Genomic DNA, 14,936 nt, shown 5'->3' with positions numbered 1-14,936 from the left:
TTCCGTCAGTCGTCCGCGCACCGCTGCTGGTCGACGAACTCCATACTCAGCCTGCCACGCCGACGCAGCACCACCAACCTGGTCCCTGCTCCCGGCCCCCGGCCCACCGCGACGGCCCCCTGCCCGTGCCAGAGGACCACCAGATCGTCGATTGCGCGCAGCGACTTGTCGTTCGGCGCAGGTGCACCGCGTCCGAGCAGCCACAAGCGAACCGCCCGGCGGCGGACCGCAGCGGGCGCGTCGGTGAGCACCGTCACATCGAGTGAGCAGTCGTCCTCGGGCTCGCGGCGGGTCGCGGCACGGGTCAGCAGGTCCGCAGCCGCTTCGTCGAGCGCCTCCCCGTCGTCCCGAAGTTGCGCGGCGGTACGCGCGAGCGCCGCGGCGACTCCGCCATCGAGAATCTCCTCGAGCATCGGGAGGGCCTCCGTCCGCAAACGGACGCGAGTGAATCGCGGGTCCGCGTTGTGGGGATCCTCGTACGGGAGGTAACCCAGTTCGCCGCATGCGCGCCGGGTGACGCTTCTCCGCACGCCGAGCAAGGGTCTCCCCCACGGGGCGTCGAACGGCGCCATCCCGCAGATCGAGCGAAGCCCCGAACCGCGGCCGAGACCGAGGAGCACCGTCTCGGCTTGGTCGTCGAGGGTGTGGCCGAGCAGGACCGGCATTCCGCCGCGCGCATCGTCGAGCGCCCGGTACCGGGCGGTTCGAGCAGCGGCCTCGAGCCCTCCGGGGCCGGTCACCTCTACCGCTACCACCCGGACGGAGGCGCACCCGCGCGCACGCGCGAAATCTGCGGCGCGCGCGGCGATGTCCGACGAGCCCTCCTGCAAACGATGATCGACGACGACGGCGTGCACCTCGGCGGCCTCGGCCACGGCCGCCGCTGTCAACGCTGCGGAGTCGGCGCCACCGGACAGCGCGACGGCTACCGCGCGCACATCGTGTGTGGACAGCCAGGCACGCACTGCCAGCCGGACCTCGTGGATGGCGGGCAGTTCGGGCAGCAGCGGAGCGGGCGGCACGGTCAGCCCAGCACCCGTGCGATCCAGGCGTCCGGGTGGTCGATCTCCGTGAGAGTCGGGAGCGCGTCGGGGCCGGACCACACCGCGTTGAACTGCGTCATGCCGACCTTCGCGACGACGGCGTCGACGAACCTCTTGCCGTGCACGTACTGCGCCATCTTCGCGTCCACGCCGAGAACGACGCGGATCACGCGGTGGATCGGGTTGCCGCTGCGCCGGCGCCGGCTGTCGAACGCACGGCGGATCCGTGCCACCGACGGAACGACGGACGGTCCCACCCCGTCCATGACGTGATCGGCGTGGCCTTCGAGCAGCGTTCCGAGCGCCAGCATCCGATCGAGCGATTCGCGTTGGGGTTCCGCCTGCGTGGCACGCAGCAATCCGACCATGCCGCGTTGCGACATCGGCTTGTCGCCGGGAGTGCGCAGATCGCGGGCGGCGGCCACGAACCTGCTCACGACCTCGCCGATCGGTTCGTCGACCGCTGCCGTGAGTTCGGCGGTGGACTCGCGCATGAGGTCCGCCATCCAGGGAGCCTGCTCGAACTGCACACGGTGGGTGACCTCGTGCAGACACACCCACAGGCGGAAGTCCGAGGTCGGCACCTTCAGTGCGCGCTCGACGGCGACGACGTTGGGTGCGACGAGCAGCAGGGTGCGCGAGAACGGGTCGTACTGGCCGAGGACGGCCGACGCGAGGTACGCGAGCATCGCGCCTGCCTGCGCGCCCGCGGGCTTACCGAGCCAGCGTCCGCTCCGGTCGGACCCGGTGAGGTCCGCCATCGACTCCGCCGCGGCACGCACCCAGTCGGGACGATCCACGACGCGCGCGGGCGGCGACACCGTTCCGTCACCCATCCCGGTCTGCTCGCGCACCGGGCCTTCGGCGCGCTCGGCCGCCGCGTACAGCTCCTCGATGGCGGCGTCACGGGTATACCCCGACATCGCGGGGCCGGAGCGCGCGAGCCGGGCACCGACACCCGCCGCGAACTCCCAGTCGATCGCGTCGCCGAGGCCCCGCTCCTGCTCGCTCATCGGCAGCCGCATCCCCGGAGTACGGCCGCGACATCGTCCAGCGCGGGTCGTGCTTCGTTGGGGAACCGGTCGTTCGACATGAGTGCGAACGTCAATACCCGCCCATCGACGTCCACGACGTATCCCGTAAGCCCGCTCACAAGACTCAGTGTGCCCGTTTTCGCGCGCACCCACCCGGCTCCGGCACGCGCAGTGGTGCCGTAGCGGTCGCTGAGGGTGCCGGTGGCACCCGCGACCGGCAGGTAATCGAGCATCGGACGCAGGGCCGGAGCGTCCGGGCCGGCGGCGCGCGCGACGATCGAGTCGAGGACCCGCGCCGGGATGCGGTTGTCGAGGGAGAGGCCGCTGAGGTCCTCGAGCGTGACCCCGGAAGTGTCGATCCCGGCGCCCTGAAGAGTGCGGGTCACAGCTTGGACGGCACCGGTGAACGTGGGCGCGCTACCCGAGGAGATCGCGATTTCCCGTCCGATGGTTTCGGCGAGCACGTTGTCGGAGTGCTGCACCATCTGTTCCAGTCGTGTCCGCAGGGGTGCGGACTGAACCGATGCCATGGGCGCTGTGCCCGGCGAGGCCGTCCCGATCGTGACCTTCTCGGGATCGGCGCCGAGTGCGGCGGCGAGCGCTCGCCCGGCGTCCAGCGCAGGAGTAGCCGAACGCGGTGACTCGTCTTCGAGCGGCCGCAAGCGTCCCCCGTCGAGCATCACCGGTTCGATGGGTGCGACGAACCCGTCACCGACGTCCGTGGCGTCCCATCCGACCGCAAGCGGGTCTCCGCTGAAGATCCCGACATCGACGACCACGGTGTCGACGACGGCTCCGCTGCGCTGGATCTGCTGCGCGAGATCGGCGATGCGGGGACCGCCGGGGTAGAAACCGTCTTCGCCGACGGGCTGAGCGGTGAGGGTGGGGTCGCCACCCGCGACGAGGACGATCTCGCCGGGACGGGAGCCCTCGACCACCCGCGTGGTGATGCGGTGATCGCTGGGCAGGCCGAGCAACGCCGCCGCGGTGGTGAGGATCTTCGTCGTGGATGCGGGGGTCATCGGCCGGTCGGGCTCCTGGGACCACAGGACGGTCCCGGTGGCCGCGTCGGTGACCGATCCGGTGAACGATCCGAGCGCCGGGTTCTTCACGGCTGCGTCGAGCGCGGCGGCCAGGGCTGCGGGGACCGGAGCCGGGGCATCGTCCGCCACCGGCGCGACCGCGAGGTCCGCGATGACCGGTGCGGGAGCGGGCGCGATCGTGGCGCTCGCAGTGGTGCGCACGTCGTAGACGGCAAATGCGCCGCCCACGACGAGTGCGAGAAAACCGGCTGCCCAGATACCGAACAGGATCCGGATGTTCCGGCGCCGACGTGTGACCAACGAACCCTGCTTCTTGATCTTTTCCTGCCCCGCCAACACGCCTCCGCTGTGTCCTGCACACTCGCGCCCTGGTGGCCGCCTTCGTGGTCCGGTACCTGCGTCGTCCAGACTAGCGCCGCGCCCGTTATCCTTTCTCCGGACCATCACCGCAGATACGGATGTCGTATCGGCGAGCGAAAACACCGACGAAGTGAGGCAAGCGCGTGGAGTTCGAGGTCACCATCGAGATCCCCAAGGGGCAGCGGAACAAGTACGAGGTCGATCACGAGACCGGCCGCGTCAAGCTCGACCGCTACCTCTACACCGCGTTCGGGTACCCCGCCGACTACGGGTACATCGAGAACACTCTCGGTGAAGACGGCGATCCGCTCGACTGCCTCGTACTGCTCCCCGAGTCGGTGTACCCCGGCGTCATCGTCGACGCCCGCCCGGTCGGCATGTTCAAGATGGTCGACGAGGCCGGTGGCGACGACAAGGTTCTCGCGGTCCCCGCAGGTGACCCGCGGTGGGATCACATCCAGGACATCGGCGACGTGCCGCAGTTCGAGCTCGACGCGATCAAGCACTTCTTCGTGCACTACAAGGATCTCGAGCCGGGCAAGCATGTCGAAGCCGCGGACTGGACGGGCCGCGCCGACGCCGAGGCCGAGGTCACTGCCTCCATCGCGCGCTTGAAGGACAACGGCGGCCACTGAGCCTGCCGCAGAACACCAGAGTGTCCTGCGACGACGAATCTCCCGGATGATCCACGGATCGGCCGGGAGATTCGTCCTTTCGGGGGTGTGCCGGGATACCGGCCGTCGTCACTGTCCCTTGAACTCGGGCGCGCGCTTCTCGAAGATCGCCTTGATCGCCTCGCCGAGATCCTCTGAGGGCAGGAACGCCGCGTTCCATGCCGCGACGTAGCGAAGGCTGTCGTCGACCTGCGCCGAGCGACTGTGATCGAGGACGTCCTTGATCCCGTGCACGACCAGCGGCGGGTTCGCCGCAATCTCCGCAGCCGTCCGGTGGGCCGCGGCGAGGACTTCGTCGGCGTCGGCGAAGACGTCGTTGACCAGACCGATCTTCTCGGCGCGCGCAGCGTCGATGTCCTTACCGGTGAGGGCGAGTTCCCGGACGTGCCCGTCACCGATGATGTACGGCAGGCGCGCAAGGGTGCCGACATCCGCGACCATGCCCACCTTCACTTCGCGGACGCTGAACTTGGCATCGGCACTCGCGTAGCGGATGTCGGCCGCGGTGATGAGGTCGACACCGCCGCCGATGCACCAGCCCTGGATCGCCGCGACGACCGGCTTGCGGCAGTCGGCGACGGCCGTGATGGCGGCCTGCATGCGCTTGACCATCCCGTGGAAATCGGTGCGCGCCTTCGCGCGGGCACCGTCTGCGAGGACCGCCGCGAGGTCACCACCCATCGCGACGAGGTCGAGGCCGAACGTGAAGTGTTTGCCCGCGCCGGCCAGCACGACGGCACGCACGTCCGGATCTGCGTCGAGTTGGGCGAACAGGACGGGCAGCTCGGACCACAGGTCCGGGCCCATCGCGTTGCCTTTGCCGGGGCCGATAAGCGTCACCTGGGCGACGTGGTCCTTGTGCTCGACGGTGAACGCTTTCCAACTGGTGTGATCGGTCATTACTCGAGAGTAATGTCCTTCGTCGGCGAGCACTGCCACCGCCCCGAAACTACTCGGGCGTTTCGCGTATTCGTCCCCGATGATCAGGTCCTACTCTTGACTCATGAGCAGGTTCTGGCACCCGAACGTGGCCCGTGTCGCCGACACGCTCATCGCTCGTGGACACCACGGGCTCATCACCCGGCAACCCGACTCCGTGACCACTGCGGAACAGGCCGCGGCGGCGGTGGGAGCCGACTTGGGCGCCATCGTGAAGTCACTGGTGTTCCTTCTCGACGACGAACCGATCCTGCTCCTGGTGTCGGGCGCACACCGGGTCGCACTCGACCGCACCGGCGAGCGCCTCGGTGGCACCCTGGTGCCGGCACCCCGCTCGGTGGTCGTCGAGGTCACCGGCCAGCCTGTCGGTGGCGTCGCCCCGCTCGGACATCCCACCAACCTTCCGACCTACATCGATCTGTCACTGAAGGACCACGCCGAACTGTGGGCGGCGGGTGGATGCGCGAACACGTTGTTTCGAACCACGTACCCCGAACTGATGCGCGTCACGGCGGGAATCGACGTGGACGTGGACTGAAGGGGTATCGCTCGGCTACCACCCGAAGTGCGACGCGCGGTACACTTCGACTCATGACCGACCGAGCGTGGAGCCGCAGGCACGTCGACCTGTGCCGCACCCGCTCGAGCCTGTGTGCACGCTGAGATACGCACCAGCCCTCCTCCTTTCCCGGCAACCGCGATCGTCACCCGCGGCATATGCGTCACGTGGCGCGCCGATATCCATTCTCCGAGCGGAGTCTTCGATGACCACCGACCACCTCGAACGCGCAAGCAGCACCGCGTCAGTCGACGAGCCGGAACTTGTTCTGATCGTGCAAGTTTCGGACACGGGAGCTGTCAACCCCGGCGACCTCGCGGCACTCGCCGACGCGCTCCGCGAAACAGCGACCGGCCTTCTTCCCGGCGCACGCACACACACGCTCCTCAGCCCGGGGCCCGCACCGCTCGTGGTGGACCTGCCCGCTCGCGGTCTGGTGCTCGACGGCAGCCGAGTAGAACTGAGCCACACCGAGTTCGAGATATTTTCCTATCTCGTCGATCGCCCTCGCACAGCGGTTCCCCGCTCGACTCTGCGCACCCTCGGTGCCGGCTACATCGATCCCGAACGCGGTAACCGGAGCGTCGATGTGCACGTCTCCCGGATCCGGTCGAAACTCGGCAGGTTCGGCGACATCATCACCACTGTCCGAGGAGCCGGGTACCGCTTCGACCCCGATGCGCGCGTCCAGATCGTCACGCCTCTCCACCGGCGAAGCGCCTAGAGCACAAACGAAGGGGCAGGAGAAATCTCCTGCCCCTTCGTTGGTCTCGGTGTCCGGCTACGACGCGCGTGCCGCGGGACCTACCCCCTCACCGAACCGTCGCAGAACCTCCACAACAGTCGGTGACACCGTCAGCAGTCCGCGGGCTTCGAGCCACGGGAGCGTGCCGTCGACGAGATGTTCGACAGTGAACGGTACGGGTACGGGAATGAGCGTGACGCCGTCCGCCACCCCGACGGAGTGGACGTCGGCGATGAGGCTCGCAAGCCCCTCGGGAGTCCCCACATACGACAGCGTGCCCGGTTCCCGGCGGGCGGTCGTCCCCTCAATGCGGGCGTGCCGGCGCGCAGCACGTGCATCGGGATCGACGAGCACCTCGAGATCGACGAGCACTGTCACCGCGTCGGGGTCACGGCCCTCCGAGGCGGCCTCGCTGCGGATCCGATCGCGAATCTTCCCCGCTTCCCGCAGGTCTGCGGCGCGAACGCGAATCACGTTGCCGGACGGTGCGGCCGGATCGAGTGGCGGTTCGCCCGGACGGCCCACGGTGAGATCGGCCCAGTAATCGGGCCCGGACCGCCCGGACAGTTCGACCGCCACGCGCAGCAACCGCTGCGCAGAATCCGGGTAGGCAGAATCGTTGTACGACATGAGTGACCTCTCGTAATCTGCCGTGAGTGGCAGCAGCTGAAGAAAAGCGTGCGGAGAGAACTCAGGCCGGACAGGTGCCGGAGGCCGTGCGGCACAGGTCGACATGCCGACGGCACCAGTGCGCCGTGGTTGTCGCCTCCGAGATCATGCGATTACCCTACCGAGCCCGTGGGGAATTGTCGACCGTGACGATCGCCGTCAGATGCATTGCGGCGCACCCTCTCCCGACTGCGCGAGTCCGGGCCGGGTTTCCGGTGCCGGGCTCCACACGCCGTCGGTCTTCGCGTGCGTCCACGAAGGTCCTTGCGCAACCAGAGTGCGCAGCGCGGCGAGAAGCCGGTCCACGTCTGCCGACGAGCTACCCAACCCCAGCGACGCGCGCACCGCCCCACCCGGGCGTCCCACGCGGGCGAGCAACGGGTGCGCGCAGAAACGCCCGTCGCGCACTCCGATTCCGTGCTCGGCCGAAAGGTACGACGCCACCTCACCCGGTTCGTATCCGTCCACGGTGAAGGTCACGATGCCGACGCAGTCTTGCGAGTCGTCCCACAACTTCAGGATTTCGACGCCCTCGACGCCACTCAGTCCGTCGACGAGCAGGCGGCACAGTTCTTCCTCGTGCCGCGCCGCGGCCTCGGTGTCGAATCCGCCGAGGGTGTCGCATGCCGCGGCCAGCGCGGCAACCCCGAGTACGTTCGGTGTCCCGGCCTCGTGTCGCGCAGGGGCACAAGCCCATTCGGCACCGTCGAGGCTCACCTCGCGCACCGCGCCGCCACCGGCGAGGTACGGCTCGGCGGTGTCGAGCCAGTCGCGGCGTCCCACGAGCACTCCGGCGCCGAACGGGGCGTAGAGCTTGTGACCGGAGAAGGCGAGGTAATCGATTCCGTCGGCAGTGAGATCCACGCTGCGGTGGGGCACCAACTGTGCACCGTCGACGAGAATCCGCGCACCGCACGAATGAGCCAGGGCGGCGAGCTCGGAGATCGGCAGCACTTCACCGGTGACGTTGGAGGCACCCGTGACGGCGAGCAGCGCGGCCGGCGCCCGGTTCAGCTCCTCCGCGATACGCTGCACGGTCTCCGCAATCGAGTCGGCTGCCACGACAACCCGGGAGTTCTTCCACGGCAGCAGATTCGCGTGGTGCTCGATATCGAGCACCACGACGTCGCCGGGCACCGCGCCCGCCAGCAGGTTCAGCGAATCGGTGGTGTTGCGGGTGAAGACGACAACCTGATCGGTGTCGGCACCGACGAAGCGTGCCACCGACTCTCGCGAGTCCTCGTAGCTCGCGGTGCTCACGCGCGAGGCGTATCCGGCGCCGCGGTGGACGCTCGCGTAGTACGGCAGCAACTCGGCGATGCGTTCGGTGACGGTGGCGAGTGCAGGTGCACTCGCCGCGTAATCGAAGTTGGCGTAGGTGCAGGTGCCACCCTGCACGAGCGGCACCTGCACGTCACACCCGGAGACGTGTGCGAACGGCGCGATGCAGGCGGGGGCAGATACAGCAGTCATGACAAAATCCCTCGTCGATCCAGGGACCCGTCGGTAATCGCCACGACGAAGGAAAACGATCGCCGGCGGAGTCCGCGCTTGCCGTGTCCGGTATTGGAATCACAGCCAGGTCGTCACCCGGAGCACCCCACCGCGGCGGAGGGTTGCCGACCAGCAAGCCGGGGCTTGATGCTGGTACTCATGACCTGCCGAAGAGGATTGCAGTCGGGCGGTCTCGTGTCAAACCGGATGCGGTGCACCGACCGTGACGCTGCGGACGAAAGCCGCGGACCTGCCGAAATACCGCCTCGGGTTCGGCCGGGGCGCGACACACCCGGGGCGGTGGCGCGCCCCGACGTTCACCTCGTGTCCACTTGAACGTGAGATAACCGGAGCACCATCGAGTAGAAGGACGCCGCGGACTTGCCTGCCCCACTCCCCGCTGAACCCCGCAGCTCTGTGATCCCCGCAGAGTTTCTTCGCGCGTCGCACGCACCGCCACCCCGCACCCTCGTCGACATCCTGCGCGCGACCGCCGAGGCGCATCCCGACGCACCGGCGATCGACGACGGCACCAGCGTCATCGGCTACGCGGAACTGGTCGAGAAGGTCAGGGTGGGCGCGTACACCCTCCTCGACGCCGGCGTCGGAGCGGGTGATCGTGTCGGAATTCGGATGACCTCGGGCAGAGCCGAGCTGTATGTCACCATCCTGGCGATTCTGGCCGCGGGCGCGGCCTACGTTCCCGTGGACGCCGACGACCCGGACGAACGCGCCGACCTGGTGTTCTCCGAGGCCCGGGTCACCGCCGTCGTCACCGACGACGGCATCGGTCCCGGCACCGCCCCCGTACGGGCCGACCCGCCGCTGCGCGGTCCACGGCTCGACGACGATGCGTGGATCATCTTCACGTCGGGCTCGACCGGCACCCCGAAGGGTGTGGCGGTGACCCACCTCAACGCGGCCGCGCTCGTCGACGCCGAAGCACGATTGTTCTGCCGAGACGCCCCGATCGGGCCGGGAGACCGGGTACTGGCCGGCTTGTCGGTCGCATTCGACGCCTCGTGTGAGGAGATGTGGCTCGCGTGGCGCCACGGCGCGTGCCTGGTGCCCGCTCCGCGCTCACTGGTCCGGTCCGGTATGGACCTCGGACCCTGGCTGATCTCCCGTGACATCAGCGTCGTCTCCACCGTGCCGACCCTCGCCGCGATGTGGCCGGCCGAATCTCTCGAAGCGGTGCGGCTGCTCATTTTCGGCGGCGAGTCGTGCCCGCCGGACCTCGTCGAACGGCTTGCTGTTCCGGGACGAGAGTTGTGGAACACCTACGGTCCGACGGAAGCCACCGTCGTCGCGTGCGCCTCACTCATGGACGGCTCCGGTCCGGTCCGCATCGGGCTGCCCCTCGACGGCTGGGATCTCGCTGTCGTCGACGCCGAGGGCAACCCCGTCGCCGAGGGAGAAACCGGTGAACTCGTCATCGGCGGTGTGGGGCTGGCGCGATATCTGGACCCGGCGAAGGATGCCGAAAAGTACGCACCCATGCCGAGTCTCGGGTGGTCGCGCGCCTACCGCAGCGGTGACCTCGTCGTGCTCGACCGGCAAGGACTGCTGTTCCAGGGCCGTGCCGACGATCAGGTCAAGATCGGCGGACGCCGCATCGAACTCGGTGAGGTCGACAATGCCTTGCAGAACCTTCCCGGCGTCGCCGGCGGCGCCTGCGCCGTCCGCACGACGGCGACGGGACACTCGGTTCTCGTCGGCTACCTCGCCTCGACGGACCCCGACTTCGATCTCGCGGCCGCCCACGACCTCCTGTCGGAGCAGCTTCCTGCCGCCCTCGTCCCCCGGCTCGCCCGCGTCGACGAACTCCCCACGCGAACATCGGGGAAAGTGGACCGCAACGCCTTGCCGTGGCCGCTCCCCGGTGCAGACGCCGACTCGATCGATGCCCTCGGTCTCGACCCCACCGCCGCGTGGCTCGCCGGGTTGTGGACCGACATCCTCGGCGCTCCCATCGACGGCCTGGACGACGACTTCTTCGAACTCGGCGGGGGTTCGCTCGCCGCCGCCCAGCTCGTGACCGCCATTCGTGCCCGCTACCCGGAAATGACCGTCGCACAGCTGTACGACCGGCCGCGCCTCGGATCCCTCGCCGTCTACCTGGACGAACTGGCTCCGACGACCGCTGCCACGCACCGGGTGGTCGCTCCGGTGTCCCGTCGCGCACAGTTCGCGCAGATCGTCGCGACCGTGCCGCTCATGACGCTCACCGGGCTGCAGTGGGTTGTCTGGCTCGCGATCCTCAACAACGTCGTCAGCCTGGTCGTCGACGTGCCGTGGACGGTCACCCTGTCGTGGTGGTGGACCGCCCTCGGTGCCGCCCTGTTCCTGACCCCTCCCGGGCGCATGGCGATTGCCGTCGTGGCGGCGCGGCTGTTGCTCCGCAATGTGGTTCCCGGAAGTTACCCGCGGGGCGGCTCGGTGCACCTGCGGCTGTGGGCGGCGCTGCGCCTGTCCGACGCCGTCGGAGCAACGAATATTTCGGGCGCCCCGTGGATGCGGAACTACGCTCGGGCGCTGGGAGCGAAGGTGGGACGAGATGTCGATCTGCACAGCCTTCCCCCGATCACCGGATTCCTCGAACTCGGCGACGGCTGCTCGATCGAACCCGAGGTCGATCTGTCGGGTCACTGGGTCGACGGCGACCTCGTCCACATCGGCACCATTCGGGTAGGTGCCGGCGCGGCGGTCGGTGCCCGCTCGTTCCTTGCCCCCGGTGCTCGCATCGGCAAGAACTCCGAAGTCGAGGCCGGCTCCGCGGTGTTCGGGCGCGTGAAGTCCGGGCAGCACTGGGCTGGATCGCCGGCCAAGAAAATCGGCAAGGCCGACCGTCCCTGGCCCGCCGAGGCACCGCCCCGCGGAGCCCGCTGGATTCCGGTGTACGCCTTGACCTCCCTCCTCCTCGGTGGCCTGCCGATCGCGTCGATCGCGGCAGGTGTCGCGCTACTCGTGTGGGGGGTGCGCAACACCGCGACCATTGCGGACGCCGTTCCCCGGTCCCTCGCGATGCTTCCGGTCGCGGCGCTGCTGACCATGTTCGTCTTCGCACTCACCACGCTGATCGCCGTGCGGCTGTTGTCGATTCGCATGACGGAGGGCTGGCATCCGGTCCGGAGCCGCGTCGGCTGGCAGGTGTGGGCCACCGAGCGCCTGATGGATTCGTCGCGCACCTTCCTCTTCCCGCTGTACGCCTCGATGCTCACCCCGGGCTGGCTGCGGCTCCTCGGCGCCGATATCGGCAAGGACGTCGAGGCGTCGACGGTGCTCATGGTGCCCAAGTTCACGAAGGTCGCCGACGGAGCCTTCCTGGCCGACGACACGATGGTCGCGTCGTACGAACTCGGGGGCGGCTGGCTCTACATCTCGCACGCCAAGGTCGGGAAGCGGGCGTTCCTCGGCAATTCCGGTATGGCGGCGCCCGGCCGTCGTGTCCCGAAGCATGGTCTCGTCGCGGTCCTCTCGGCCGCACCGGAGAAAGCGAAATCGGGGTCGTCCTGGCTCGGCAGTCCCCCGGTGCGACTGCGCCGCGCCGCGGGTGACAGCGATGTGAGCCGCACCTTCGCACCGTCGCCGAAGCTGCGGATCGCACGCGGTCTGGTCGAGACCTGCCGGCTCGTCCCCATGATCGTCACGTTCGGGATCGGGCTGGGAGTCCTCTTCACGCTCAACACGCTCGCGTCGCACTTCGGGTACCGGATCGCCGCCCTGCTCGGCGGTGTGGTGCTGATGGCCGCCGGCGCGGTCGCGTGCCTCGTGACGATCGCGGCGAAATGGCTGATCGTCGGCCGTATCGGCCGAGAAGAACACCCGCTGTGGAGTTCGTTCGTGTGGCGCAACGAAGTATCGGACACCTTCGTCGAGACCGTCGCCGCACCGTGGTTCGCGCGCGCGGCGACGGGCACCGCCGCCACGAACCTGTGGTTGCGCGCACTCGGTTCCACGATCGGACGCGGCGTGTGGTGCGAAAGCTACTGGCTGCCCGAAGCGGACCTCGTGACACTGGGCGACGGCGCGACGGTGGAACGCGGGTGCGTTGTACAGACACACTTGTTCCATGATCGGATCATGGCCATGGACACCGTGACTCTCGGCGCCGGCGCGACCCTCGGCCCCCAGTGCGTCGCGCTACCCGCATCGGGGATCGGTGACGGCGCCACGGTCGGACCCGCATCTCTGGTGATGCGGGGCGACGTCGTGCCACCCTCGACCCGCTGGCAAGGCAACCCGATCTCGGCGTGGACGTCCCCGGGCGACTGGTCACCGCGGTGAAGCCGATCAAAGCCGCGAAGGCGGTGCCGCCTGTGACCGCCGACCGTCCCCTCGACCCGTACCTTCCGACCAGCGGCAACCGCGGCTACCGCGTGTCGCGGTACGAACTCGATCTCGCCTACAAGATCATGGCGAACCGGTTGGAGGGTCGGGCCGTCATCATCGCGACGACCACCGATGTGCGGGGGAAGTTCGCACTCGACCTGGCGCCGCCGATGCGGGTGTCCAAGGTGACGGTCAACGGGCGACGACCCGCCAAATTCGTGCACCGCAACGGCAAGCTCACCGTCACCCCCACAGACTCGATCCCTGCGGGCGCGGTGCTGACCATCTCCGTCCAGTACGCCGGCACCCCTACGCCGCTCCACACAATGTGGGGTGACGTCGGGTGGGAGGAACTCGAGGAGGGGTCGCTCGTCGCGAGCCAGCCGAACGGTGCTCCGTCGTGGTTTCCGTGCGACGACCATCCCGGATCGAAAGCGACCTACCGCATCTCGATCACCACCGACGCGCCGTTCCAGGCGATCGCGAACGGAACGCTCGTCCACAAGACGACCAAATCCAGCCGGACCACGTGGGTCTACGAGCAACCCGAGCCGATGGCGACGTACCTGGCGACCGTGCAGATCGGTCATTACGAGATGCGCACGATCGCGTCGTCACCGGTGCCGCAATATGCGGTACACCCGCCACGCCTGCGCGACGCGTTCGACAAGGACTTCGGGCGCCAACAGGAGATGCTCGAGTTGTTCACGCGCCTGTTCGGCCCGTACCCCTTCGCGCACTACACGGCACTGGTGACGGACGACGACCTCGAGATCCCCATCGAGGCGCAGGGTCTGTCCACGTTCGGGGCGAATTTCTGCGACGGGCACAGGACCGAAGAACGGCTCGTGGCACACGAATTGGCTCACCAGTGGTTCGGCAACAGCCTGACATTGTCTCGCTGGTGCGACATCTGGCTCCACGAAGGTTTCGCGTGTTACGCGGAGTGGTTGTGGTCCGAGAACTCCGGCGGGCCGTCCGCCCAAGCCCTCGCGGCCGACGCGTATCGCGGTCTTTCCCGCAAGTCTCAGGACATCCTCCTCGAGGATCCCGGCGCGAAGGACATGTTCGACGACCGGATCTACAAGCGCGGAGCGCTCACCCTGCACGCGTTGCGCCTGGCTCTGGGCGACAACTCGTTTTTCACGCTCCTCCGGACATGGACGTCGGAACACCGTCATTCCAACGTCACGACGACGCAATTCAAAGATCTCGCTGCACGCTTCTCCGACACGTCACTGCGACCTCTGTGGGATGCGTGGCTGGGCCAGAAGGAACTTCCGGCACCGCCGAGAATCTGATCGACGGCGACGCGATAGTTCAGGGCAGATCGACCTGCGACGCGAGCCAGCGACCGTCGACGAGTTCCATGGTCATCACGACGCGGCTGCGGTCGAGCCGCGGCTCGGGAACGAGTGCGTTGGTCACCGACTGGTCGATGAACAGCAGCACCTCGACCTTCGTCGCTGTCGCGGATTTGATACCCGACTCCACTACGACGCCCTCGGCCTGCGCCTGATTGTCGATCAGCAACTGCCTGAGTTGCTCACTCGACTCCGCATACATCCTCTCGAACTCGCCGGTCGCCCCGTCGAGGACGGCGGTGAAATCACTCTCGAGGTCGGCACCGACCGAGGTGAGGGTGACGGCGTACTGCCGTGCGACGTCGGAGGCCTCACGGGCTGCGCTCTCGACGGCCTTCGCCTCGCGCAGTTGCAGGCCGAACACCGCGGCTGTCGTAGTTGCTCCGAGTGCGAGAACCACGAGCACCGCAAACCCGGCCGGCGGAACGTCCGCCATACCGACAGCCGCCCTCCGCCGGCTGACCGACAGCCACAAATACAAAAAGGGGACCCACTTGTGGGTCCCCTCCTCAAAACACAATCCACTAAAAACACTTGCCACCACAAAACACTGAAGGCCCCCAACACAGTTGGGGGCCTCCAGCAAACGGGTGTTCGGCGGTGTCCTACTCTCCCACACCCTGTCGAGTGCAGTACCATCGGCGCAATGGGGCTTAGCTTCCGGGTTCGGAATGGGACCG

Annotated in this window: 12 protein-coding genes, 1 rRNA gene and 1 riboswitch; of the genes, 5 read left to right on the top strand and 8 right to left on the bottom strand. The window is 68.1% G+C overall.

All coding sequences use genetic code 11. From position 1 onward, the window contains the following. Window positions 1-5: 5 nt before the first annotated feature. From tilS to dacB, 3 genes are read right to left on the bottom strand one after another with little or no spacing between them, the layout of a single operon-like run. Window positions 6-1,049, bottom strand: coding sequence for a tRNA lysidine(34) synthetase TilS (tilS, locus tag ACFWU2_RS03005; RefSeq protein WP_378602268.1), 1,044 nt, complete (start codon window positions 1,047-1,049; stop codon window positions 6-8). Further along, window positions 1,025-2,056 carry a zinc-dependent metalloprotease gene (locus tag ACFWU2_RS03000; protein ID WP_378600350.1) on the bottom strand — a complete coding sequence of 344 codons (1,032 nt, stop codon included), beginning with the start codon at window positions 2,054-2,056 and terminating at the stop codon, window positions 1,025-1,027. The genes tilS and ACFWU2_RS03000 overlap by 25 nt, the downstream gene beginning before the upstream one ends. Beyond that, a complete protein-coding gene (gene dacB / locus ACFWU2_RS02995) occupies window positions 2,053-3,459 on the bottom strand; it encodes a D-alanyl-D-alanine carboxypeptidase/D-alanyl-D-alanine-endopeptidase (protein WP_378600345.1) in 1,407 nt (468 codons plus the stop codon). The genes ACFWU2_RS03000 and dacB overlap by 4 nt, the downstream gene beginning before the upstream one ends. A gap of 164 nt (window positions 3,460-3,623) precedes the next feature. Here dacB and ACFWU2_RS02990 point away from each other — a divergent pair, with 164 nt between their 5' ends. After that, window positions 3,624-4,115, top strand: a complete 492-nt coding sequence (locus ACFWU2_RS02990; RefSeq protein WP_169622806.1) for an inorganic diphosphatase — start codon at window positions 3,624-3,626, stop codon at window positions 4,113-4,115. A gap of 108 nt (window positions 4,116-4,223) precedes the next feature. Here ACFWU2_RS02990 and ACFWU2_RS02985 read toward each other — a convergent pair whose 3' ends face one another. Beyond that, a complete protein-coding gene (locus tag ACFWU2_RS02985; protein WP_378600340.1) occupies window positions 4,224-5,054 on the bottom strand; it encodes a crotonase/enoyl-CoA hydratase family protein in 831 nt (276 codons plus the stop codon). Window positions 5,055-5,157: 103 nt separating this feature from the next. On the opposite strand from ACFWU2_RS02985, the gene ACFWU2_RS02980 reads away from it, so the two are divergent. Together ACFWU2_RS02980 and ACFWU2_RS02975 are read left to right on the top strand one after the other, a co-directional pair. After that, the gene (locus ACFWU2_RS02980) at window positions 5,158-5,631 is read left to right on the top strand and encodes a YbaK/EbsC family protein (RefSeq protein WP_378600335.1); all 474 of its coding nucleotides are present in this window, start codon (window positions 5,158-5,160) and stop codon (window positions 5,629-5,631) included. A gap of 226 nt (window positions 5,632-5,857) precedes the next feature. Continuing rightward, complete coding sequence (locus tag ACFWU2_RS02975; RefSeq protein WP_378600331.1) at window positions 5,858-6,376, top strand: winged helix-turn-helix domain-containing protein; 519 nt, start codon at window positions 5,858-5,860, stop codon at window positions 6,374-6,376. A 57-nt stretch (window positions 6,377-6,433) separates the two neighbouring features. Here the strand turns inward: ACFWU2_RS02975 and ACFWU2_RS02970 are convergent, their stop codons facing one another. Further along, window positions 6,434-7,027, bottom strand: coding sequence for a hypothetical protein (locus tag ACFWU2_RS02970; protein ID WP_378600326.1), 594 nt, complete (start codon window positions 7,025-7,027; stop codon window positions 6,434-6,436). Window positions 7,028-7,225: 198 nt separating this feature from the next. Then, window positions 7,226-8,539, bottom strand: a complete 1,314-nt coding sequence (locus ACFWU2_RS02965) for an aminotransferase class V-fold PLP-dependent enzyme (RefSeq protein ID WP_378600323.1) — start codon at window positions 8,537-8,539, stop codon at window positions 7,226-7,228. A gap of 69 nt (window positions 8,540-8,608) precedes the next feature. Continuing rightward, a riboswitch (SAM riboswitch) is annotated at window positions 8,609-8,725 on the bottom strand. Window positions 8,726-8,941: 216 nt separating this feature from the next. On the opposite strand from ACFWU2_RS02965, the gene ACFWU2_RS02960 reads away from it, so the two are divergent. Both ACFWU2_RS02960 and ACFWU2_RS02955 read left to right on the top strand, forming a co-directional pair. Beyond that, complete coding sequence (locus tag ACFWU2_RS02960) at window positions 8,942-12,847, top strand: Pls/PosA family non-ribosomal peptide synthetase (protein ID WP_378600318.1); 3,906 nt, start codon at window positions 8,942-8,944, stop codon at window positions 12,845-12,847. 5 nt (window positions 12,848-12,852) lie between these two features. After that, on the top strand, window positions 12,853-14,193 hold the full coding sequence (locus ACFWU2_RS02955; protein ID WP_378602265.1) for a M1 family metallopeptidase: 1,341 nt from the start codon (window positions 12,853-12,855) through the stop codon (window positions 14,191-14,193). Window positions 14,194-14,212: 19 nt separating this feature from the next. Here ACFWU2_RS02955 and ACFWU2_RS02950 read toward each other — a convergent pair whose 3' ends face one another. After that, entirely contained in the window at window positions 14,213-14,692 is a 480-nt protein-coding gene (locus tag ACFWU2_RS02950; protein ID WP_378600314.1) for a hypothetical protein, read from the bottom strand. Window positions 14,693-14,848: 156 nt separating this feature from the next. After that, window positions 14,849-14,936: ribosomal RNA gene (gene rrf, locus ACFWU2_RS02945) — 5S ribosomal RNA — on the bottom strand; the annotation flags it as partial.

The organism is Rhodococcus sp. NPDC058639, from assembly GCF_042717545.1.
Taxonomy (GTDB): domain Bacteria; phylum Actinomycetota; class Actinomycetes; order Mycobacteriales; family Mycobacteriaceae; genus Rhodococcus.
The sequence above is the reverse complement of the archived record's forward strand: the minus strand, read 5'-3'. Positions and strand labels throughout refer to the sequence as shown.

What these genes read in the sequence shown, in the direction of transcription:
- ACFWU2_RS03000 (WP_378600350.1), bottom strand. Translation starts at nt 2,056, where the DNA reads ATGAGCGAGCAGGAGCGGGGCCTCGGCGACGCGATCGACTGGGAGTTC.
- ACFWU2_RS02985 (WP_378600340.1), bottom strand. Translation starts at nt 5,054, where the DNA reads ATGACCGATCACACCAGTTGGAAAGCGTTCACCGTCGAGCACAAGGAC.
- ACFWU2_RS02980 (WP_378600335.1), top strand. Translation starts at nt 5,158, where the DNA reads ATGAGCAGGTTCTGGCACCCGAACGTGGCCCGTGTCGCCGACACGCTC.
- ACFWU2_RS02975 (WP_378600331.1), top strand. Translation starts at nt 5,858, where the DNA reads ATGACCACCGACCACCTCGAACGCGCAAGCAGCACCGCGTCAGTCGAC.
- ACFWU2_RS02970 (WP_378600326.1), bottom strand. Translation starts at nt 7,027, where the DNA reads ATGTCGTACAACGATTCTGCCTACCCGGATTCTGCGCAGCGGTTGCTG.
- ACFWU2_RS02965 (WP_378600323.1), bottom strand. Translation starts at nt 8,539, where the DNA reads ATGACTGCTGTATCTGCCCCCGCCTGCATCGCGCCGTTCGCACACGTC.
- ACFWU2_RS02950 (WP_378600314.1), bottom strand. Translation starts at nt 14,692, where the DNA reads ATGGCGGACGTTCCGCCGGCCGGGTTTGCGGTGCTCGTGGTTCTCGCA.